Origin of the sequence: Pseudomonas sp. SJZ131 (assembly GCF_007828705.1) — a bacterium.
Lineage (GTDB): Bacteria > Pseudomonadota > Gammaproteobacteria > Pseudomonadales > Pseudomonadaceae > Aquipseudomonas > Aquipseudomonas prosekii.
This window is the reverse complement of record NZ_VIVC01000002.1, coordinates 947,914-968,358: the sequence shown is the minus strand read 5'-3', so window position 1 is coordinate 968,358 and position 20,445 is coordinate 947,914. Positions and strand designations below refer to the sequence as shown.

The following is a 20,445-nucleotide window of genomic DNA, read 5'->3' as shown; positions in this document are numbered from 1 at the left end:
GCGCGAGCAGGAGCGCATTGAGCGGAGTCCGATAAATCTGTTCGGCACGATTGGCCGGAATGATGGCGACGCTGTTCAAAAGTGCTTTTCCCGGAGAAACCACGTGACGTCGTCCACCGGAAAAACTGCGGGTCACGGTGGCTGCCTGAACCCTTGCAACGAACAAATGCTCGTCGCAAGGGCCAGGCATTTCACCAGCAAATGCGCGTTCAGACAACTTGGCGCGGTTGCCACACCAAGTGACCTCTGTCAGCTCACGCCTCTCAGGCCAGCAACTGTGCCCAATTGATCGGCGCGCTTTCACCCAGCGTGAAACCTTTGCCGGTCAACGCCAGATGCGCGCTGTAGGCCGGATCCTGGGCGAACGCCGTGCTCCATTTTTCGCGCAACGCGTCCAGAGCCTGTGGCGCTGACGGTTGCTCGCCTTGATGCAGAACCTGCACCAGCGGCGTCCACACCGTCAGGTAACCGGCCTGACCGGCGCGCAGACACAGATCGACGTCGCTGAAACCTTGTGCAAACGCTTCGTTATCGAGCCCGCCCAAGTCGTCGAACAATTCCTTGCGCACCATCAGGCAGACCTTCGACACCGCAGAATAATTCTGCTCCACGGCCAGGCGTTGCAAGTACACGCTGGCGTCATGCTTTTCGCCGACGAAGGCTGAGCCGACCGCGCCATTGAGCCCGAGAATCAGCCCGGCGCCGGAAATCTTGCCATCGCGATCGACCAGTTTCGCCCCGACCACCCCGACTTCCGGACGTTGCGCATGGTTGAGCAGCGACTCGATCCAGTTCGGGTTGACCACCTCGGCGTCGGGCGCCAGCAGTACCAGATACTCGCCCTGGGCTTTCTCGCTGGCGAAATTGCACAGCGCTACTTCGCTCAAAGATTGCTCGGCATGCAGCAGGCGCACCTTGATGTTTTGCAACGCACTTAGCCAATCGTCGACCGCCGCCGCTTGAGCCGGATTGACCGCGATCAGCACTTCATAACGCAGGTAACGGGTCTTCAGCAGCAGCCCGTCGACGCAACGTTGCAGCGCGGCCAGATCTTCCCCGGCCGGGACGATAATCGACACCAGTGGCCGCTCGGCGTGCCGGTAATCAATCTGGTACGTGCCTGGCACTTGCGAGGTGATTTTGGCCTTGTAGCCGCGATTGCCGAGGTGCCGCAGCAACGCCAGTCGCTCGTGGGCGTTTTCTTCCAGCGCCGGCGCCTGGGTAATCAGCAGCGGTTCGTCGAGGTGCGCGAGGCCACCGAGGCCACTGTGCTCGATGATGCGCAACAACAAGTCGAACTCCAGCGCATTGCTGAAATCGGCCTGATAACCGCCCACTTCCAGCACGGCCTCACGACGGATCAACCAGTGCCGCGCCATCAACGCCGGCAGGCTTTGCAGCAGATCGAGGTTGAACCCCGGACGGAACACATCAACCAGTGCGCCATCTGCTTTACGCTGGATTTCATCGGTGGCCACCGCGTCCAGACCGCTGACAGTGAGCAATTCGAGACTGGCGCGCAGCAGCCCGCCGGGCGTGAACTCGTCGCCCGCCTGCGCCAGCAACAGCCAGTCGCACGGCGATTGCCCGGCGCTCTGGTTGAGCTTGTCGACGAAGTTGCTTTGCGTCACCCGGACAAAATGCAGGGTGTTTTGCGCAGTGGTCGCCGCTGGCGGCTCACCGGTGGTGAACACGACAATCTTGAACGCTTTGCAGTGTCCTTCGACGAGGCTGTCGAGCGTGACCTGGACTTTGTCGATGTCGTTGTCGACATCCAGCAGAAAAATCCCGAAGCGCGGGCCGCCGGCATGCGCTGCCAAGTGGCTGGCGATTTGCCCGGCCTGCTCGGCATCCGGCTGACGCGCGGCCAGCCAATCGAGCAAGCGACTGGAGTGCATGCGGTTGAAAACCGCGTGCGGGTCTTTCGCCGACAGCGCTTCCAGGCGCCCGGCCCACTCGGTCAGTTTTTCTGTCTCCTCATCCTCGCCGAGCAATTGCGTCTGTTGCGCCAGGCGCTTGACCACCGCGCGGTTGAACACGTCCAGATCGTGGGCCTGCCACAAACGGTCGGCGACACTTTGCGGCGTATCGTTGTTGCGCGCGCGCAACAGATGTTCCTGGCGCGTCCACATGCCTTCGAGTTTTTCCAACTGCACGCGCCCGGCGGGCATCGCGTGAATCAGAAATTCAATCTCGGTCAACAGATCAAAAAACGTCTTGTTATAGAACGGCATTTCGACATATTGGCGTGGCCCGAAGCGCCGCACCGGCTCGGCCAGTGCCTGGGTCCAGCACGACTCGAAAATCAATTCCATGGTCAAGCCGCGATTGGCGATCAGGCTTTCGGCCATGGTCGCAAAACTCTCCAGCGCCAGGGTTTTGCGCTGCGCCGGCTCGAGGTGCTCGACGCCATGCGGCAGCGAGGCGAGGAAGTCGGCGAATGCCTCACGCGCAGCAACAGACTTGGCGTCGGTATAGGTCAGCGCGCGATAGACGTCGGTGTCGTGATCGGAGAATCCGTAGTTCATTTCCCGTACCGAGTACGGGATCGGCAAAATGCGCGCCTTGGCGTTCATCAACAGGAAGTAGGCGTGGCCGATTTCCTGCCATTCGAAATTGGTGCCCTGCGGCAATCTGGCGTACCAGTCCTTGACCACCGAGGTGCGGCACACGCCATAAAACGGCGGGATGAACTGGTGCATGAAACCCAGCAGCCGTTGCCCAGCGTCGTCAGACTGATAGTCCTCGCAGACCTTTTTGTCGCGGCGGTAGTAATTGACGCTGCCCGCCAGCCCCAGGTACATCAGGGTGTAGCCGATGCACAGCGCGTAATCGTGATTGGCTTCGAGGAAGCTCACCGCTTCGCCCAGCGCCCCGTGCAGCAGGAAATCATCGTCGGCGGCAAACACCATGTACGGCGTGGTCAATCGCTCGACGCCGAAGGTCAATTTGGACTGCAGGCCCCAGTAGGCGATCTGTGGCAAATGGTGATAATCGACCGCTGAAAAGTCGTCCTCGGGACGTTCACTCGACGAGTCCAGCACCATCACTTTGCAAGGCAGATTACGGTAGTACTGCAACGCCCGGCGCAGGAACACCGGGCGGTTGTGGGTGATCAGCACCACCGTCAACAATTCACTCAAGGGCAGCGTCGGCTCGAAGGTTTGGGGAAGCGTGCTTACAGTCATTTCGAGGTCTCAATAGTCACTGGAATGAAGCGCTGTCGACGGCGTGATAGACGTAGCGTCCACCGGTCATGCGCTTGATTTCTTCGAGGTAGTTGGAGTTCATCACAAACAGATTGGCACCTTCGGGCAAGCCGTCGATCGCTTCTTGCGGCGACGACACGCGCACCCCGCTCAGCGGCAAATAACGGCCCTGCTTGGACGGGTTGATGTCGACCACATGCTCGACCGAGACCCCGGCACGTTGCAGCGCGAGCGAATAAATCACGCCTTTGGACGAGGCGCCCCAGATGCCGGCGCCGTGGCTGCCGCTGGCCTGAATGATCTGCACGGCTTTATCGATGCTGGCGGTGAAGTTGTCCGCCAGGCTGAGCATGTGCGGCGGTTGCAGCGGTGTGCGGCGCAACGTCGACAGGTCCGCAACGATGTACAGGTACTGACCGCCAAACAGATGCCCGGCTTCATGCACGGTATCGAACAACCCGCGCAGGTCGGCGAGGCGAAAGTAATTCACGTGTTCGTAGAACACATCGAACCAGGCGTTGTGCTCGACGATCCAGTCGAAGCACGGCACCTCGATATAGATCTGCCCGCCGCGATTGGCGGCGGCAATGTCGGCGAGAAAACTCACCGGGTCGCTGATGTGTTCCAGCACGTGGCGCAACACAATCGCGTCAGCATTGAGGCCCAATTCCTGAGTGAATGGCGCCTTGATCACTTCGCTGTTATCGCCCTCATAGGAAGGGTCGATCCCGGTAATCGCGTAGCCGAGCCCGCGCAGCATTTCGAGGAAATAGCCTTTGCCGCAGCCGACTTCGATCAGGCTTTGCCCCTTGAAATGCCGGGCAAGAATTGCTTCGACGTCATTCAAGTGCTGCTGGAATTGCACCGAATGCGCCTGTTCGTTCTGATAGTCGGCGTCATAGCTGAGCTTGCTGGCGTCGAACGCCTGATTGAAGATCAGCCCGCTGTCACTGTCCTGCACCAGCACGATGTCGGCGCTGCCCGAGGCGCGCGCCTGTTCGGCGCTGGCAAACGTGCGGTTCTGCAAGACCGGCAGGCCGCTGACACGATAGAGCTCATGCTGCATGTTGTTCTCCTGCCAATTGCGAAATCCGCTCGGCCACGCCCCAGAACGCCATCGGTTCGTGGGCGGAATAACCGTAGTGCCCGAGGTTGAGGGCGATATTTGCTTGACGCTCGGCCACGCGCTGCTCGACCAATGTCCTGACAGACACCGGTTGACCGCTGCAGCAATTGATCACGCCGGCAACATCGCGACGAGCCACCAGCGCGGCGAGCATGGCGGCGGCTTCGCGGATCTCCAGGTAGTCGCGCAACTGATCACCCGCCGACATATTGAACTGCGCATCACCGGCATCAATCGCGCGGTCGAGGCTGGCCAACAAACTGTTGGGGTTCTGCCCTTCGCCATGCAGATAAAACAACCGCGCCCACTGCAACGTGAACGGCTGCTGGCGCTGCAACGACTCAAGAAACTGACGCAAGGTGTGTTTGGCCAAACCATAAGGCGTGTTCGGTTGCGCGGTCACTGTCTCGCTCAGCGGACCACTTTGCAGCCCGTATTCGAAGCAGGTGCCGGTGACCATGACCTGGCTGACGCCGGCCTCGATCACCCGCTTGAGGAACGCGTAATCGAGCGGCAAGTTACGCTCGAAATGGAACAGCGCCTGATAATTCGGCAGACCGCTCCAGGCCAGGTGCGCGATCACGTCGATGCCCTCGGCCAAGGCTGCGACGTCGAGGTTCGGGTCCTGAATATCGGCGGCAACAAATTCTACCTGGTTGAACCACGGCAATGCCTGCGCCGCTTCGACATTGCGCGCCACCGCGCGAACCTCGAAACCCTTGTCGAGTAAAGCGCTGACCAAGTGCCGGCCGACAAAACCGGTCGCGCCGGTGACCAGCACTTTCAGCACAGCAGCCGTCACAGCTCGACCCCGCGGAACGTGTCGTCGAGCAGCGGATGACTGGCATCCTTGGCCGACAAGTTCTTGACGGGCAACGGCCAAGGGATCGCCAACGCTGGATCGTGCACCGACAACCCGGCTTCATGCGCCGGCGCGTAATCGGCGTCGGTCAGGTACAACACTTCGGAATTGTCAGTCAGCGATTGAAAACCGTGGGCAAAACCCGCCGGGATCAGCAGGCTGCGGCCATCGTCGGCGCGCAATTCTTCGGCGTGCCATTGCAGATAGGTTGGCGATTGCGGGCGCAGGTCCACCACCACGTCCCACACCGCGCCGCGCACGCAAGTGATCAACTTGGACTCGGCAAAACCGGCGTGTTGGTAATGCAATCCGCGCACGCTGCCCTGCTCGGCGGTGCGCGAATGGTTGATCTGGCGAATCGCGAACGGCCGGCCCTGCGCGGTCAGACTGGTCTGGCAAAACAATCGCGCAAAACGTCCGCGATCATCGCAGAAAACTTTTTGCCGGATCAGAAACAACCCTTCCAGTTTCAGCGCCTGGAGTGTCAGCTCGCTCATGACCGATCCTTGTAGAGATTCAATTGGTTCAGGGTGACTTCGCGCATGTCTTCGCCGTTCTGCCACGCCAGGTGCCAGTCGAGCGTCTGCGCCAGGCATTGCTGCAACGACCAGCACGGTTGCCAGCCCAGCAGTTGTTTGGCGCGGCTGCTGTCGAGTCGCAACAGGCCGGCTTCGTGCAATTCACTCGGCTCGATGCGCAAACCGCGTGCTTGCGGCCAGCGGTTGGCGAGCAGTTCGACCACTTCGCCGACGCTGCACATGTCCGCTTCGCTCGGGCCGAAGTTCCACGCACCGGCGTATTGCGGACCTTGTTCGTAGAGGCCGGCCGCCAGTTGCAGGTAACCGGCCAATGGCTCCAGCGCGTGTTGCCACGGGCGCACGGCTTGCGGGTAGCGCAGGGTCACCGGTTCGTCTGCCGACCATGCCTTGAGCACGTCGGGGATCAAGCGCTCCGGGGCGAAATCGCCGCCGCCGAGGACATTGCCGGCACGTGCGGTGGCCAGCGCCAGACCGTGTTCTTCATAACGATCAGCGGCAAAAAACGAGGCGGCATACGACTGCGCGAGCAATTCGCAGCAGGCCTTGCTGCTGCTGTAAGGATCGTGACCGCCGAGCGCTTCGTCTTCGCGGTACGGCCACAGCCATTCCTTGTTGGCGTAGACCTTGTCAGTGGTCACCAGCACGCAAGCGCGCACGCAACCGACCTGACGGATCGCTTCGAGCAGGTTAAGCGTGCCCATGACGTTGCTGGAATAAGTGCCCAACGGGTCACGATAACCTTCGCGCACCAGCGGTTGCGCCGCCAGGTGCAGGACGATTTCCGGTTCGGTGTCGGCGATCAGTTCCAGCAAGGCGCCGAGGTCGCGCAGGTCGCCGCGCTGATCGTTGATGCCCTCGTGGACTCGCGCCAGTTCAAACAGGCTCGGTTCGGTCGACGGATCGAGGGCAAAACCAGTGACTTCGGCGCCCAGGCTGTGCAGCCACAGGGTCAGCCAGCTGCCCTTGAAACCGGTGTGACCGGTGACCAGAACCCGTTTGCCGCGCCAGAATGTCGGGCTCAATCCCATTGCTTCCATGGGGCCTCCCCGCTCTGCCACAGCGCTTCGAGATGGTTTTTGTCGCGCAGGGTGTCCATCGGATGCCAGAAACCGTCGTGCTGGAAGGCTTGTAATTGCTGATCTTTGGCCAGCGCGGCGAGCGGCTCGGCTTCCCACGACGTGTGATCGTCGGCAATGAACGGCAAGACTTTGGGCGACAACACGAAGAAACCGCCATTGATCCAGCCGCCGTCACCGCGCGGTTTTTCAGTGAAGCCCAGTACCGAATCGCCGTCGCGCTCCAGCGCACCGTAACGTCCGGGTGGCTGAACGGCGGTGACGGTGGCGAGTTTGCCGTGGGCCAAATGGAAATCCACCAGCGCGCCGATGTTGATGTCGGAGACGCCATCGCCGTAGGTGAAACAGAACGCTTGCTCGTCTTCGAGATAACGCGAGGCACGGCGCAAACGGCCGCCGGTCATGGTCTCTTCGCCGGTGTCGATCAGCGTCACGCGCCATGGCTCGCTGTAGTTCTGGTGCACGTCCATGCGGTTGTTGCGCATGTCGAAGGTGACATCGGAGGTGTGCAGGAAGTAGTTGGCGAAGAAGTCCTTGATCGCGTAGCCCTTGTAGCCGAGGCAAATCACGAAATCGTGGATTCCGTGCGCGGAGTACTGCTTCATGATGTGCCAGAGAATTGGCTTGCCGCCGATCTCGATCATCGGCTTGGGCTTGAGGTGCGACTCTTCACTGATGCGCGTGCCGAGACCACCCGCCAAAATAACTGCCTTCATCCGCTTCCCCTCTTGCTCGTCACAGGGCCCGGGCACGCTGTTTCACGCGTGTGCGGGCCATCTGGATAAAACGCTGAACGCCGCGCACAGCACCGCTGACAACGCCGTCAGTGCTCGTTTTATGGCGATATAAAGGGGGGCTTGCAGGAAACGCGCCAGCTCACGGCCGGGAAACCTGTAGGAGCGAGGCTTGCCCGCGATGGCGTCCGATCAGTCCATATCTTTATCGACTGGGACAAAGCCATCGCGAGCAAGCTCTGCTCCCACATTGTTCGTGGTGAGTCTGGGATGGAGGCATTACCGTTCGTGGTGAGACTGGGATGGAGGCATCACCGTTCGAGGTGAATCTGGGATGGAGGCATCACCATCACCCCCTGTAGGAGCGAGGCTTGCCCGCGATGGCCTCCGATCTGTCGATATCTTTATCGACTGAGACGAAGCCATCGCGAGCAAGCTCTGCTCCCACATTGTTCGTGGTGAATCTGGGATGGAGGCATCAGCGTCCGTGGTGAATCCGGGATGGAGGCATCACCATCACCCCCTGTAGGAGCGAGGCTTGCCCGCGAAGACGGTGGCGCATTCAACATCAGGTCAACTGATAAACCGCCATCGCGGGCAAGCCATGCTCCTACAGGTTTGGTTCAGTCAGCGAGCCAGCCGTTTTCCCAGTAGCGCAGGTTGTCGCCGCGCAGCACGTAGTCGCGCATCACCACTTCGCGCAACTGATCGCCCATGCGGTAGCTGGCATCCGGGTCGGCCAGGTGCATGCGGATCGCTTGCAGCCATTCATCGGTGGTGTTGGTCTTGATCCGCGTGCACGGCAGATAACCGCGATACGCCTCGGTGTCGCTGCAGATCACCGGGTAACCGCACGCGCCGTATTCGAGCAGGCGCAGGTTGCTTTTGCAGTCGTTGAAAACGTGGAATTCCAGCGGCGCCAGCGCCAGATCAAGGTTCAGGCTGGCCAGTTTCGCCGGGTACACGTCGAGGCCGATCACGCCGTGGAACTCATGCATGTACGGGCGCAAATCATCCGGGCACATGCCGAAAAACACCCAGTCGACCTCGTTCGCCAGTTCCCGCACGACCTCGGCGATCACCGCCAGATCGCCATGGTGGCTGGTGCCGCCGCCCCAGCCGACGCGCGGCTTTTTCGAGGTGCGGCGCTGGCTCGGCATGTCGGTCCACAGGTGTTGGGCGAGCATGTTCGGCACCACGCGGATGTCGTCGTGCATGTCCGATAACGCATTGCCCAGCGCCTCGGTCGACACCACGACGCGGTCGCACATGCCGATCGCCTGGCGCACCAGTTTCTCCATGTCGTCCCTGCCCGGCATGTTGCGGATGTGCGCATTACGCTGGGGGACGTTGATCACGTAATCATCCAGTTCGTAGATGCGCCGCGCGTTGGAATAGGTGCGAAACACCGGGATTTCGTTGATCAGCCCTTCGGAATAACGGCCCTGCAGAACGATCACGTCTGGCGACAACCGTTCGATTTCGATAATCGAAGGACGGTTGTAGTAGATACGCCCGCGCGCCCGGTCGACGGCTTCGAGTTCAAGCAACGGCTGCGTCACGCGATAGTGGCCGATGGCAGAAGCGTTGGCCGGCAAGGCAAGAATCTTCGGCAGCGGCGATTTCGAAAAAGGACTCCAGCCACTGCGCAAACCCGGCTCCAGGACAAAACTGACCCCGCCTCGGCCCTCCAGCGCCAGGTTGACGTTGTACGCCGGATCACGCGCGATCACCGGCAACCAGCGCTTGTAGAAAACCTCTTGCTCCTGATCACTACGGGCCTGATCGGCGACTCGCGGCGGTTGCGCGCCCAGCGCCAATTGCGCGTGCGGCGTCCAGACCAGCAGATAACCTTGCTGGCCGATCCGCAGGCACAGGTCGACGTCGTTCAGCGACTGCGCCAGATCTTGCTCGTCAAAACCGCCGACGGCAGCAAAAACCGCTTTGCGCAGCATCAGGCAATCACCGGCGACGGCGCTCGGGTTGTGTGCGGTTTGCAGGCGATACATGTAGCCTTTCGCGTGCAGGGTCTCGCCGGCAAACGGCACGCCGGCCGGCCCGTGCAGCCCCAGAATCAAACCGGCTTGCACCACTCGACCTTCCGGGTTGAACAGCTTGGCGCCGACGGCACCGACTTCCGGACGTTGCGCGTGGTTGAGCAGCTCGCTCAGCCAATCACCTTGGGTGATCACTGCGTAAGGATTGAGCATCAGCACGTATTCGCCACGCGCCTGCGCCACGGCGAAATTGCCCACCGCCGCCGCATTGTCCTGCGGCGGATAGCCTTGCGACGGACAGTCGATGACCCGAATCCGCTCGCTGCCCAATTGCGCCATGCCGTCGAACCAGATGCGCGCCTCTTCGCTCTGGCTGCCGTTATCCACCAGCAGCAGCTCATATTCGCCGTAAGCGGTTTTTTCCAACAGGCTCTCGACGCAGCGTTGTACCGCCACCGTCTGGTCGTTGCTGACAATCACAATCGACACCAGCGGCCGAGCGACATGCAGATAATCGACGCGATTGAGCAACGTCGAACTGCCGTCACGAATCTGGTGCGCAATGCCCAGGCGTTGCAGATGCGCCTGCAGCAACAACGGATTGGCTTCCATCACCTCGGGCAGCGACAACCATTGGGTCAAGTCGAAGGCGGATTCCAGCAGCACTTCGGCAACGTGACCGATCGCCTGCGTACCGTCGGTTTCAAGCAGACGCCACAGCAGATCATGCGGGGCCAATTCACCGTGCCCGGAATCGAAACCGCCCAGCGCCAGAAAACGTTCGCACTCAAAGGCCAGCGCCCGACCTACGTAGGGATAGCTGCGCATCAGATCGAGGTTGAAATCCGGCTTGAACACCGGGTCGGTCGATTCGCCCCGGAGCAATCCGCCTTCGTCGCCATACAGGCAAGCAAACGCCGGCGTCGTGGCGATGCGCTCGGCCATCACCAGCAGCGCCGGCGCCACCAGTCGATCACCGGCACGCAGCAGATAAAACCAGTCAGCGCCGTCGAGTTGCGCCAGCACTTGGTTGATCTGCTGTTGCCAGTCCTCTTGCAGCGGCAAGCGGAACACTCGCCCGTCCAGCGCGGCTTCGGTGCAGGTTGCGGACAACACCAACGTCAGATGAGGCGCGTAATCTTGCGCGGCCAGTGAGTCGAGGGTGACGTTCAGCGCGGCACGACTGCCATGCTCGTCAACAATGATCGGCACAATTTTCGGCACGCGCGGCCAGTTTGCCAATGTGTCCGGCAATAGCTCGCGCTGGCAGTCCGTCAGTGTCCGGCAGGCCAGCCACTGTTCGTAGAGTTCGGCAAAACTTTCGCTGGCGATACCGACTTCCCAAATCTGGGTGGTCTGCTTGTTGCCCAGCGTGCGGTTCAGCGCCAGTTCTTCCCAGACTCGCGGGGTTTCGCCGAGGCGATCCAACGGCAGATAACGCACCCAGCCCGGTGCGGGCGCGGCCTCACCGCTGCGCGCCTGAATCATTTGCATCAGCCACTGGCGTTCGGTTTGCAGGGCATCCTTGATCGGCTGCTGATTGCTAAGGCGCTCGGGATACAAGCGCTCGACGATCAGCACATGGTTGGACACGGCCACGTTGCCGCGCCGCAACAGGCAGACGTACAACGCAAAGTCGAGGCTGGCGACAAAACAGTGTCCGGGCGCGGTCAGCGCCGGCAACCACTCCAGCAGATCGGCGCGACGGAACAGCGAGCTGCTGAAGCCGCCGAGAATGTTCACCGGAAACTTCTCGAAAATCGCCAGCAGGTCTTCACCCTTGAATACGCTGCTGGTTGGCGACAACGGCGTGTTTTCCAGACGCGACGGCAACGGCGCGTCGTTGGCATCCCAGTACAGTCGCTGGGCCAGCGCGAGGTTGACGTCCGGGTTCTCGTTCAGCAGATGCGCCTGAACCTCGATACACGAGCCGAACAGCAAGTCATCGTCACAGAGGAATTTGACAAACTCACCCTGCGCCTGCGCCAGACACGCCTGCAGGTTGCCCACCAGCCCCAGCGTGCGCGGGTTGCGCACATAGCGCAGCGGCACGCCGGTTTGCTCGCTGACCGTATCGAAAACGGTGCGAATCTCGTCGCCGCGACTGTCATCACACACGATGATTTCGAGGTTGGCATAGCCCTGACCGATGGCACTGCGCAGCGTGCGCTCGAAAAACCTCGGGTTGAAGGCAGGAATGACCAGGCTGACGAGGGGAAGTGGATTCACGGCGGGCTCACTGGCGGTGCGTGCCCGCTCCGGAAAGCGAGCCCTTCAAACCGCTAAAAGACAATAAACAGGGAAGGCTCGGGCAATCGGGCGCCGTAGCGCCCGAGCGCCGTCAGATCTTGTTGAACAAACCCAGCGAGGTGATTTTGCTGAAGGCCAGTTGCGCCGCTTGCAGCATGGTTTGCTGCAAGGTCAGGCGGGTCATGACTTCGGCCGGGTCGGAATCGCGGATTGACGATTGGGTGGCGGTATTCGCCAGCGTCAGGCTCTCATTGGTGGTCGTCTGGCTGTCCAGCGACTGCCCACGCGCACCAATCGAAGTGACTGCCGAGCCGAGCTGGTTGGTAGCGCTGTCGATGTTGCCCAGACCGGCCTCCATCGCCCCTTGAAACTTCTGCTTGGCCACTGCATCACCGTCAATCGGCGTGTTCAGCGCGGTGATCATTTTCCCCAGCGTGTCGAGCACGTTCTGCGTCTGGTGGTCGTTGGACTGCGAGACAAACTGGTCGCCGCCGGTTGGCGTACCGTTCACCGCGAAAGTCACGCCGGCAGCGGTGGCGTTGTTGCCGACCATGGTGCCCGACGAAACCGGGCGACTGTCAGCGGTAACCGGCGCCGCGTACAGGTCGAAATCGGTGGCGCTGGTGAACTTCAGCACCGCCCCGCCCGCCGGGAAGGCTTTGTTGTAAGCCGCCTGATCGGTGACGGTGGAACTGGTGATCACTGCCGTCGAAACGTTGCCTGGGCTGCGCGAGGTATTGAAGGTGTCCGGGGTCGCCGACAGCGTGAAGCTGTGACCGGCAATCACTGCGTCCGGGTTGGTGTCCCCAGCCTTGAGATTGATGTTCAGCTGCAGATCAACGCCACGGAAACTGACTTGCTGATTCGCCCCGTTGCGGTTGCTGATCACGCCGTTCTGGCTGGCTTCAGCAGTGACGTCGTTGCCCAGCGCATCGGTGATTTTCAGTTGGGTGCTGCTCAGGAAGCTGACGGTGTACGGCTCGCCACCAGCAAATTTGGCGTTGTAGGTGGCTGCGGTGCCAACCGTCCCCTGGGACAAAACCACACGCCCATCATCCACCGCCGGCGCGGTCATGCTGGTTTGGGTGCGGCTGGTGTTGATGGTCTGCTGGAAGGCATCCCAACCGGTGGTGTTGGTGGCCACGGTCATGCCATCGCCAATGCCCAGGTCGATGCTGCTCTGGTCACCGCTGTAGCTGAAAGTGCCGTCGGAGTTCGGCGAGTATGGCGGGGTGTCGGTTTTCGACCCGGCGAACAGGTAATTGCCGTTGGCGTCCTTGGAGTTCATCAGGCCCAGCACTTGTTGCTGGATCTGGCTGATCTCGGCGGCGTAAGCCTTGCGGTCAGCGTCGGTGGCGATGCCGTTGTTGGCAGCCAGGCCGATTTCCTTGGCGCGCTGCAACGCGCTGCCAATCGAGGTCAGGGTAGTTTCCTGCAGGCTCAAGGCGCTTTTGGTGGTGTTGATGTTGGTGGTGTATTGCTCAAGTGCAGCACTTTGCTGGCCCAGTTTGAGCAAACGACCTGCGCCCAGCGGATCATCGGCGGCGGTGTTGATGCGCGTCAGGCTGCTGGCTTCATTGCTGGTGGCGATCGCCTTGTTGAAGTTGCGCTGATAGTTGGCAGCGGTTGTTTCGTAATACTGGGCGGTAGAAATGCGCATGAATTACGACTCCTTAAAGGCTGTTGATCAGCACGCTGAAAGTTTCCTGCGCAGCTTTGATGATCTGCGAAGAGGCGGTGTAGTACTGCTGGTATTTCACCAGGTTGCCGGTTTCTTCATCCAGGTCGACCCCGGACAACGAATCACGCGCGCCTTTGGCCTGCGCCAGAATCGCCGTGGTAGCGGCGCTGTCGGACTTGCCTTGGGCAGCCTTGGTGCCGACGTTGGTGACCAGCTTGCTGTAGGCGTCAGTCAGGCTGATGCCCTTGCTCGCCGAACCGGTGTCTACCGTCTGTTTGGTTTGCAGGCCGACCAGCGCCTGAGCGTTGCGATTGTCCGAGGAGCCGGCGCCGGTCAGCGAAACGCTGAAGCTCTCGTTGGCTTTCGGCGTGCCACCGACGGTGGTTTGCACGGTGAAGGTTTTCTGCACCGGCGGTGTACCGCCGTCCATGATCGGGTTGCCGCTGCCGTCGACCATGCCGATTTTCATGTTCACGGTATTGCTCTGGCCCGGAACAATCGTGCCGCTGCCCAACGAATTGCCCTGAGCGTCGGTCAGTTGGTAGGTCTGGCTGCCACCGCTGGCGGCAGCGAAGGTCAGCTTGACCGGCGTCGAGTTTTTCAGCGCCGCTTGCAACTCCGACTGCGACGCCGGGTTGTAGATATCGAGTTTGGTGGTCAGCGTTGGCTGGGTGTAAGTGCCGCCATTGTTGGCGCTGGTAACGCCGCTCAACGGTGCGGCGGCAGCGATCTTTTTCGGGTCGCTCAAGACCGTCTGAATGCTGGTCGCGGCGCCACGGGTCGGGGTCACTTTGAAGCTGTCACCCGCACTCAACGCCGCGCCGTTGAGCGACAGGCTGAAGCCGTCGATCACTGGCGCCGGAGTGGTCGTGGTGCTGAACGCACCCATGTCGGTGCCGTCCGAGCGCTTGACCGAGTAATTGGTCGCGCTGGTGAACGTCACCTGGTAATCGTTGGTAGTCAGCTTGCCGGTGTCCTTGATGGTCACATCGAGGTTGCCGGAACCGGCGCTGTTGTTCGCCCCGCCAATGCTGCGCTGGCTGATCAGTGCGGCGCTGTTGATGTTGCTGAACAGCGGCGCGCCGAACTCGCCATTCTTGTCGATGCCTTGCGCCTGCTGACTGTTGATCTGGTCAGCAACCACCAGGGCCACACGCCCCAGTTCATTGAGCGAAGGGTCGAGCACTTCTTTGCGATACGTCAGCAGGCCACCGATCTCGCCGCCGCTGATCACCGACGTGATGTCGATGGTGCTGGAGCCGCGATTCATCTGCAGGCCCATGCGCGTTGGATCGTCTTTGCTCGCGACGGTTTCCAGGGTGTTGGTGGTGTTGCCCATCACCAGTGGCTGGCCGCTGCCGACGTAGATGTCGTAGCTGCTGCCGCGCTCGACGACTTGTGCGCCGACCATCTGCGAGAGCTGACGCACCGCTTCGTTACGGGTGTCGAGCAGGTCGTTGGGCTGGCCGCCGCTGGTAGAGATTTCGCCGATCTTCTGGTTCAGGTTGGCAATCGAAGTCGCCAGTTTGTTTACCTGCGCGGCCATGTCCGCGAGGCTGCCATTGATCGTGGCGTTCTGATCATTGAGCTGCTTGGCGATGGTGTTGAAACGGCTGGTCAACGCCTGCGCGCCGGTCAGCACCGACTGGCGCGACGTGTCGTCGGTGGCCGAGGTCGAAACGCCCTGCATCGAGGTGAAAAACTTCTGCAACACGCCGGTCAGGCCGGTGTTGGTGTCGGACAGCGAAGCATCCAGCGGCGTTGCCTGATTCAGGTACGCGGCCGACTCGCTGTTCAGCGAAGTAGCGGTCTGCAGCTGCGAATCGAGGTAGGAGTTGTAGACGCGACGAACGTCTGCCAGGGTCGTGCCCGAGCCAATGAAAACGTTCCCGTACTGCTGCGAGGCTTTGGTGCCCTGCACGGTTTGCTGACGCGAATAACCGGCGGTGTCGACGTTGGCAATGTTGTTGCCCGTCACAGCTAAAGAGGATTGGCTCGCGGCCAGTCCCGACATCCCGATATTAAGCAAACTCATGGTTCAGACCTTATTCCTTGTGCCTTATAGAGGCGTAGTGGAAACGCCCGCCGCAGCGTAGTTTTGGTAACTCGTCATCTGCATGGCTATCTTCGAAATCTTGTTGGCGTAGTTCGGGTCGGTTGCGTAACCGGCCTTCTGCAACTCGCGTACAAACTGTTCTGGGTTATCGGCCGACTTCAATACATCTTGATAACGATTGTTGCTTTGCAACAATGTCACCAAGTCGTGGAAGCTGTCCTTGTAGGAGTCGTAGGAACGGAACTGCGCGGTCTCCTTGACCATCGCGCCATCCCTGAATTCGCTGGTGATTGCCCGCGCCGAATCGCCCTTCCAGCTAGTGCCGGCCTTGATCCCGAACAGGTTGTGACTGCTGCTGCCATCCTGGGCGCGCATGACCGATTTGCCCCAACCGGTTTCCAGCGCAGCCTGCGCCACCAGATAACGCGGATCGACGCCGATGCGCTCGGCGGCTTCCTTGGCCATCGGCAGCATGGTGGCGACAAATTCGTCGGCGGAACTGAAGGCTTTTTTCGCAGGCGCCAATGGAATCTGCGCCATCGCCCGACCGTAAACCTGCATGCGCCCGCTTGAGGCAGTCGAGGTGTCGGTTTGCGCCGCCAGCCAGTCGCCGTTGTACAGCGGGCCGGCGCCGGTTGGCGTCGCCGCGCGTTCTGGCAAAGGGGTCTGGTTGACGATGGCGTTGGTCGCATTGTTGGCCGTAGCGCTGGTCGCAATGTTGGCCGCAATGTTGGCCGTGGCTGGCGTCGATGGCACCAGACCGGCGAGCAAACGGTCGGCGAGTTTCGGCGGCAACGCCAACCGACGCTGGTTGAGCAGCGCCACGTCGTTGCTGTGATCGCTGACCGCTTGCGAACCCTTGAGCGAGCGCGAGGCCCACAACGGACGCTCGCCATTGACCCGCGACAACGGCCCATTGGTGGCAATGGTGCCGGCGGCAATCGGCGTTTCCACCGCCGCTTTTTTCGCTTCTTCCTGTTTTTGTGCCGACAGGATCGCCGCTTCGCCGGGCGCCAGCGGTTTGTTCTTCGACATCTGCCGCATCAGCACGTCAGCCAGGCCGATACCGCCGCCCTCGCGGGACATGGAAACAGCCAACTGCTGGTCGTACATTTCCTGGTATTGCTTGGCCGCAGGCGTATTGAGCGGATTGTCCTGGCCCAGCGCATCGGTGGCCGAGCGCATGGACTTGAGCATTTCACCGAGGAACAGCGACTCGAATTCCTGCGCAACCTTGCGCATATTGCCGTCGCTGTTCTTGTCGCCGACCTTCAGCTGATTCAGGCGATTGAGGTCCGAGTACGAACCCGAATCGCTGTTGCTGACCGCCCCGCTCTTGCGCATGTCCATGGTCGCTGTCCTCAGATCACAATCAGGTCGGCTTGCAACGCGCCAGCCTGTTTCAGAGCTTCAAGGATCGCCATCAAGTCACCCGGCGCCGCGCCGACCTGATTCACCGCACGGACGATTTCGTCGAGGGTGGTGCCTGGGCCGAACTTGAACATTGGCTTGGCTTCCTGCTCGGCGTTGACCCGCGAGCGTGGCACCACGGCAGTCTGACCGTTGGACAGAGGGCCGGGCTGGCTGACAATCGGGTCTTCGGTGATGGTCACGGTCAGGCTGCCGTGGGTAACGGCGGCCGGCGAAACCTTGACGTTCTGGCCGATCACGATGGTGCCGGTGCGCGAGTTGATGATGACTTTCGCCACCGCCTGACCCGGGTCGACTTCAAGGTTTTCGAGGATCGACAGATAGTCGACGCGCTGGCTCGGATCGAGCGGCGCGGTGACGCGGATCGAACCGCCGTCAATCGCCTGCGCCACGCCTGGGCCGAGCAGGTCGTTGATCTTGTCGACCACACGTTTGGCGGTGGTGAAGTCGGAACGGTTGAGGTTCAAGGTCAGGCTGTTGCCCTGGTTGAAACCACTCGGCACCGAACGCTCGACCGACGCACCGCCAGGAATACGCCCGGCCGATGGCACGTTGACGGTAATTTTCGAACCGTCACGACCTTCCGCATCAAAGCCGCCAACGACCAGGTTGCCCTGAGCGATGGCGTAAACATTGCCGTCGATACCTTTGAGTGGCGTCAGCAGCAAAGTGCCGCCGCGCAGGCTCTTGGAGTTACCGATGGACGAAACGGTGATGTCGACTTGTTGACCCGGCTTGGCAAACGCCGGCAGGTCAGCGCTGATCGACACCGCAGCGACGTTCTTCAACTGCACGTTGCCCGAGCCCGGCGGCACTTTGATGCCGAACTGCGAGAGCATGTTGTTGAAGGTTTGCAGGGTAAACGGGGTTTGTGTCGTCTGGTCGCCGGTGCCGTTAAGCCCGACCACCAAGCCGTAACCAATCAATTGGTTAGTCCGAACCCCGGAAATGCTGGCGATGTCCTTCAGCCGTTCGGCGTGAGCACCGAAGGCTGCGGACAACAGGCAGGCGCCCAGCAACAGCTGTTTAAGATTCAACGTAGCCACCTAGAAAGGGAACAGCGGGCTGAGGAAGAAACGGTCGAACCAGCCTGGCTGACTCGCATCGGCAAACGCACCGGTGCCCGAATAGGTGATCCGTGCATCGGCGACGCGGGTCGACGACACGGTGTTGTCAGTGGCGATGTCATCAGCGCGCACCAGACCGGCAATCCGCACCAGCTCGTCGCCCGAGTTCAGGGTCATCCACTTCTCGCCGCGCACGGCGATGATGCCGTTGGGCAAGACGTCGGCGACGGTCACGGTGATCGAGCCGGTCAGGCTGTTGCTCTGCCCGGACTTGCTCGCGCCATTGGTGGCACGGTCGCCGCCATAGGCGGCGTCAAGGCTCAGGCTGCCGCTGCCGACCGGGTCGCTGGTGCTCAAGCCGCCACCGAACAACGACGACAGACCGATGCTGGTTTTGCTGTTCTTGTCGATCTGCGAGTTGGCACCTTTGCTCGCCTGCGTGCGCTCGTTAAGGGTGATGGTGATGATGTCACCGACCCGGAACGCCTTGCGGTCGCTGTACAGGTTCTGTTCGAAACCGGCCTGGTAAATCGAGCCATTATTGGCCGCCGCCGGCAACGGCGTGCGTGGCAACACCGGGGCGTAGTAAGGGTCATTGGGCTTTGGCGTCGGCGCGACGCAGCCCGCGAGTGCGACAACCCCACCCAGTGCCAGAACAGATACAAAGCGCTTCATGACCCTACCTCACGGTGTAGCTGGCGACGTTATGGTCGCCCCATAGACTTGGTTACAGATTCTGCGTGACGAACGAGAGCATCTGGTCGGCGGTGGAGATCACCTTGGAGTTCATCTCGTAAGCGCGCTGAGTGGTGATCATGTTGACCATCTCTTCAACGGTGCTGACGTTGGACGTTTCCAGGGTGTTCTGCAGCGTCGTGCCGAAACCGTTGAGCCCCGGAGTGCCGACTTGCGGCGCGCCGCTGGCTGCGGTTTCCAGGAACAGGTTGTTGCCCACTGCTTGCAGACCGGCCGGGTTGATGAAGTCGGCGGTTTGCAGGTTGCCGATCACTTGCGAGGCAGCGTTGCCGGCAATGGTGATGGACACGGTGCCGTCACGACCGACCGTGAAGGTCTGGGCGTTGTTGGGGATGACAATCGCCGGCTCCAGGGCAAAACCGCTGGCGTTCACCACTTGACCGTTGGAGTCGAGGTGGAAAGTGCCGTCACGGGTGTAGGACGTAGTGCCGTCCGGTTGCAGGATCTGGAAGAAACCGCGACCGTCGACCGCCATGTCCAGCGGGTTTTCGGTGGTTTGCAGGCTGCCAGCGGTGAAGTTTTTCTGCGTGCCGACGATGCGCACACCAGTACCCACTTGCAGGCCCGACGGCAGTTCGCTGTCCTGGGTCGACTGGGCGCCTGGCTGGCGTTTGATCTGGTACAGCAAGTCCTGGAACTCGGCGCGATCACGTTTGAAACCTGTGGTCGACACGTTCGCCAGGTTGTTGGAAATGGTCGTCAGGTTAGTGTCCTGGGCGGACAGACCTGTTTTGGCAACCCATAGAGCCGGAAGCATTCGATTCTCCTCGTGCGCCTGTTTTACGGCGCGACGTTCTGATAATTAGGTGATCTGCAAGACCCGAGCCATGGCTTGGTCATCTTCTTTGGCGGTGTTCATCATCTTGATGTGGAGCTCGAATTGCTTCGACAAAGCCAACACCGAGGTCATTTCCTCGACGGCGTTGACGTTGCTCGACTCAAGGAACCCGGACACCAGCTTCACCCCGGCATCGGCTTGCGCCGGCTGGCCGTCCTTGGTGTGGATCGAACCGTCGAGGCCCTTGGTCATGTTCTTCAGGTCCGGGTTGACCAGTTTGATCCGGTCGATTTCGGCCATCACGCGCGGACCTTCGCCCATCGAACGAATGCTGATGGTGCCGTCCTCGCCCACTTCGATTTTCTGCTCGGGCGGCACGGCAATCGGCCCGCCATTGCCCATCACCGGCATGCCGTTGCCGGCGCGCAATACGCCGAGGGCGTCGATGTTGAGGCTGCCGGTGCGCACGTAGCTTTCGCCGCCACCGGGGGTTTGCACGGCGATCCAGCCATTGCCGCTCACGGCAACGTCGAGGTCACGGCCGGTTTCCACCAGCGTGCCAGCGGAAAAGTCGGTGGCCGGGCGTTCGGTCAGGGCATAGGCGCGCGCCGGAAAGCTGTCACCAAACACCGGCATCGAACGGGCCTGCTCGAGGTCCTTCTGAAAACCGTTGGTGGAGATGTTCGCCAGGTTGTTCGCATGAGCCTTCTGCGCCAGTGCATTCTGGCTGGCGCCGGTCATTGCCACATAAAGGTACTTGTCCACGCTCTATCCTCTGCATGCCGGACGTTTGCCGTCCACTGCTGTACTGCTGAGCCTTAAGCAATTTGCAGACCAACTTTCTTTTGGCGGCGCGAAGCCCGGCAAACAAAGGGCTTGCGGG

Annotated in this window: 14 protein-coding genes; all 14 read right to left on the bottom strand. The window is 61.0% G+C overall.

The genetic code is table 11. From position 1 onward, the window contains the following. Positions 1-263: 263 nt before the first annotated feature. On the bottom strand, positions 264-3,188 hold the full coding sequence (locus FBY12_RS11395; RefSeq protein ID WP_145252927.1) for a TIGR00180 family glycosyltransferase: 2,925 nt from the start codon (positions 3,186-3,188) through the stop codon (positions 264-266). 16 nt (positions 3,189-3,204) lie between these two features. Next, on the bottom strand, positions 3,205-4,275 hold the full coding sequence (locus tag FBY12_RS11390) for a class I SAM-dependent methyltransferase (RefSeq protein WP_121733541.1): 1,071 nt from the start codon (positions 4,273-4,275) through the stop codon (positions 3,205-3,207). After that, positions 4,265-5,122 carry an NAD(P)-dependent oxidoreductase gene (locus tag FBY12_RS11385; RefSeq protein ID WP_145253306.1) on the bottom strand — a complete coding sequence of 286 codons (858 nt, stop codon included), beginning with the start codon at positions 5,120-5,122 and terminating at the stop codon, positions 4,265-4,267. Before FBY12_RS11385 ends, FBY12_RS11390 begins: the two co-directional genes overlap by 11 nt. 11 nt (positions 5,123-5,133) lie before the next feature. Then, on the bottom strand, positions 5,134-5,694 hold the full coding sequence (gene rfbC, locus FBY12_RS11380) for a dTDP-4-dehydrorhamnose 3,5-epimerase (protein WP_145252926.1): 561 nt from the start codon (positions 5,692-5,694) through the stop codon (positions 5,134-5,136). After that, on the bottom strand, positions 5,691-6,773 hold the full coding sequence (rfbG, locus tag FBY12_RS11375) for a CDP-glucose 4,6-dehydratase (RefSeq protein WP_145252925.1): 1,083 nt from the start codon (positions 6,771-6,773) through the stop codon (positions 5,691-5,693). Before rfbG ends, rfbC begins: the two co-directional genes overlap by 4 nt. Next, entirely contained in the window at positions 6,755-7,528 is a 774-nt protein-coding gene (rfbF, locus tag FBY12_RS11370) for a glucose-1-phosphate cytidylyltransferase (RefSeq protein WP_145252924.1), read from the bottom strand. The genes rfbG and rfbF overlap by 19 nt, the downstream gene beginning before the upstream one ends. A gap of 641 nt (positions 7,529-8,169) precedes the next feature. Continuing rightward, positions 8,170-11,772: a glycosyltransferase gene (locus FBY12_RS11365; RefSeq protein WP_145252923.1), complete on the bottom strand. Its 3,603-nt coding sequence runs from the start codon at positions 11,770-11,772 to the stop codon at positions 8,170-8,172. A 112-nt stretch (positions 11,773-11,884) separates the two neighbouring features. Beyond that, positions 11,885-13,453 carry a flagellar hook-associated protein 3 gene (locus FBY12_RS11360; RefSeq protein ID WP_145252922.1) on the bottom strand — a complete coding sequence of 523 codons (1,569 nt, stop codon included), beginning with the start codon at positions 13,451-13,453 and terminating at the stop codon, positions 11,885-11,887. 13 nt (positions 13,454-13,466) lie between these two features. Then, entirely contained in the window at positions 13,467-15,509 is a 2,043-nt protein-coding gene (gene flgK, locus FBY12_RS11355) for a flagellar hook-associated protein FlgK (RefSeq protein WP_145252921.1), read from the bottom strand. 24 nt (positions 15,510-15,533) lie between these two features. After that, positions 15,534-16,880: a flagellar assembly peptidoglycan hydrolase FlgJ gene (gene flgJ, locus FBY12_RS11350; protein WP_145252920.1), complete on the bottom strand. Its 1,347-nt coding sequence runs from the start codon at positions 16,878-16,880 to the stop codon at positions 15,534-15,536. Between the two features lie 11 nt (positions 16,881-16,891). Continuing rightward, the gene (locus FBY12_RS11345) at positions 16,892-17,998 is read right to left on the bottom strand and encodes a flagellar basal body P-ring protein FlgI (protein WP_092271503.1); all 1,107 of its coding nucleotides are present in this window, start codon (positions 17,996-17,998) and stop codon (positions 16,892-16,894) included. Between the two features lie 9 nt (positions 17,999-18,007). Continuing rightward, the gene (flgH, locus tag FBY12_RS11340) at positions 18,008-18,703 is read right to left on the bottom strand and encodes a flagellar basal body L-ring protein FlgH (protein WP_121733549.1); all 696 of its coding nucleotides are present in this window, start codon (positions 18,701-18,703) and stop codon (positions 18,008-18,010) included. A 52-nt stretch (positions 18,704-18,755) separates the two neighbouring features. Further along, positions 18,756-19,541, bottom strand: a complete 786-nt coding sequence (gene flgG / locus FBY12_RS11335; protein WP_121757393.1) for a flagellar basal-body rod protein FlgG — start codon at positions 19,539-19,541, stop codon at positions 18,756-18,758. Between the two features lie 45 nt (positions 19,542-19,586). After that, positions 19,587-20,327, bottom strand: a complete 741-nt coding sequence (locus FBY12_RS11330; RefSeq protein ID WP_121733550.1) for a flagellar basal body rod protein FlgF — start codon at positions 20,325-20,327, stop codon at positions 19,587-19,589. Positions 20,328-20,445: the final 118 nt, after the last annotated feature.

What these genes read in the sequence shown, in the direction of transcription:
- FBY12_RS11390 (WP_121733541.1), bottom strand. Translation starts at nt 4,275, where the DNA reads ATGCAGCATGAGCTCTATCGTGTCAGCGGCCTGCCGGTCTTGCAGAAC.
- rfbG (WP_145252925.1), bottom strand. Translation starts at nt 6,773, where the DNA reads ATGGAAGCAATGGGATTGAGCCCGACATTCTGGCGCGGCAAACGGGTT.
- FBY12_RS11395 (WP_145252927.1), bottom strand. Translation starts at nt 3,188, where the DNA reads ATGACTGTAAGCACGCTTCCCCAAACCTTCGAGCCGACGCTGCCCTTG.
- flgK (WP_145252921.1), bottom strand. Translation starts at nt 15,509, where the DNA reads ATGAGTTTGCTTAATATCGGGATGTCGGGACTGGCCGCGAGCCAATCC.
- rfbF (WP_145252924.1), bottom strand. Translation starts at nt 7,528, where the DNA reads ATGAAGGCAGTTATTTTGGCGGGTGGTCTCGGCACGCGCATCAGTGAA.
- flgH (WP_121733549.1), bottom strand. Translation starts at nt 18,703, where the DNA reads ATGAAGCGCTTTGTATCTGTTCTGGCACTGGGTGGGGTTGTCGCACTC.
- flgJ (WP_145252920.1), bottom strand. Translation starts at nt 16,880, where the DNA reads ATGGACATGCGCAAGAGCGGGGCGGTCAGCAACAGCGATTCGGGTTCG.
- rfbC (WP_145252926.1), bottom strand. Translation starts at nt 5,694, where the DNA reads ATGAGCGAGCTGACACTCCAGGCGCTGAAACTGGAAGGGTTGTTTCTG.
- FBY12_RS11360 (WP_145252922.1), bottom strand. Translation starts at nt 13,453, where the DNA reads ATGCGCATTTCTACCGCCCAGTATTACGAAACAACCGCTGCCAACTAT.
- flgG (WP_121757393.1), bottom strand. Translation starts at nt 19,541, where the DNA reads ATGCTTCCGGCTCTATGGGTTGCCAAAACAGGTCTGTCCGCCCAGGAC.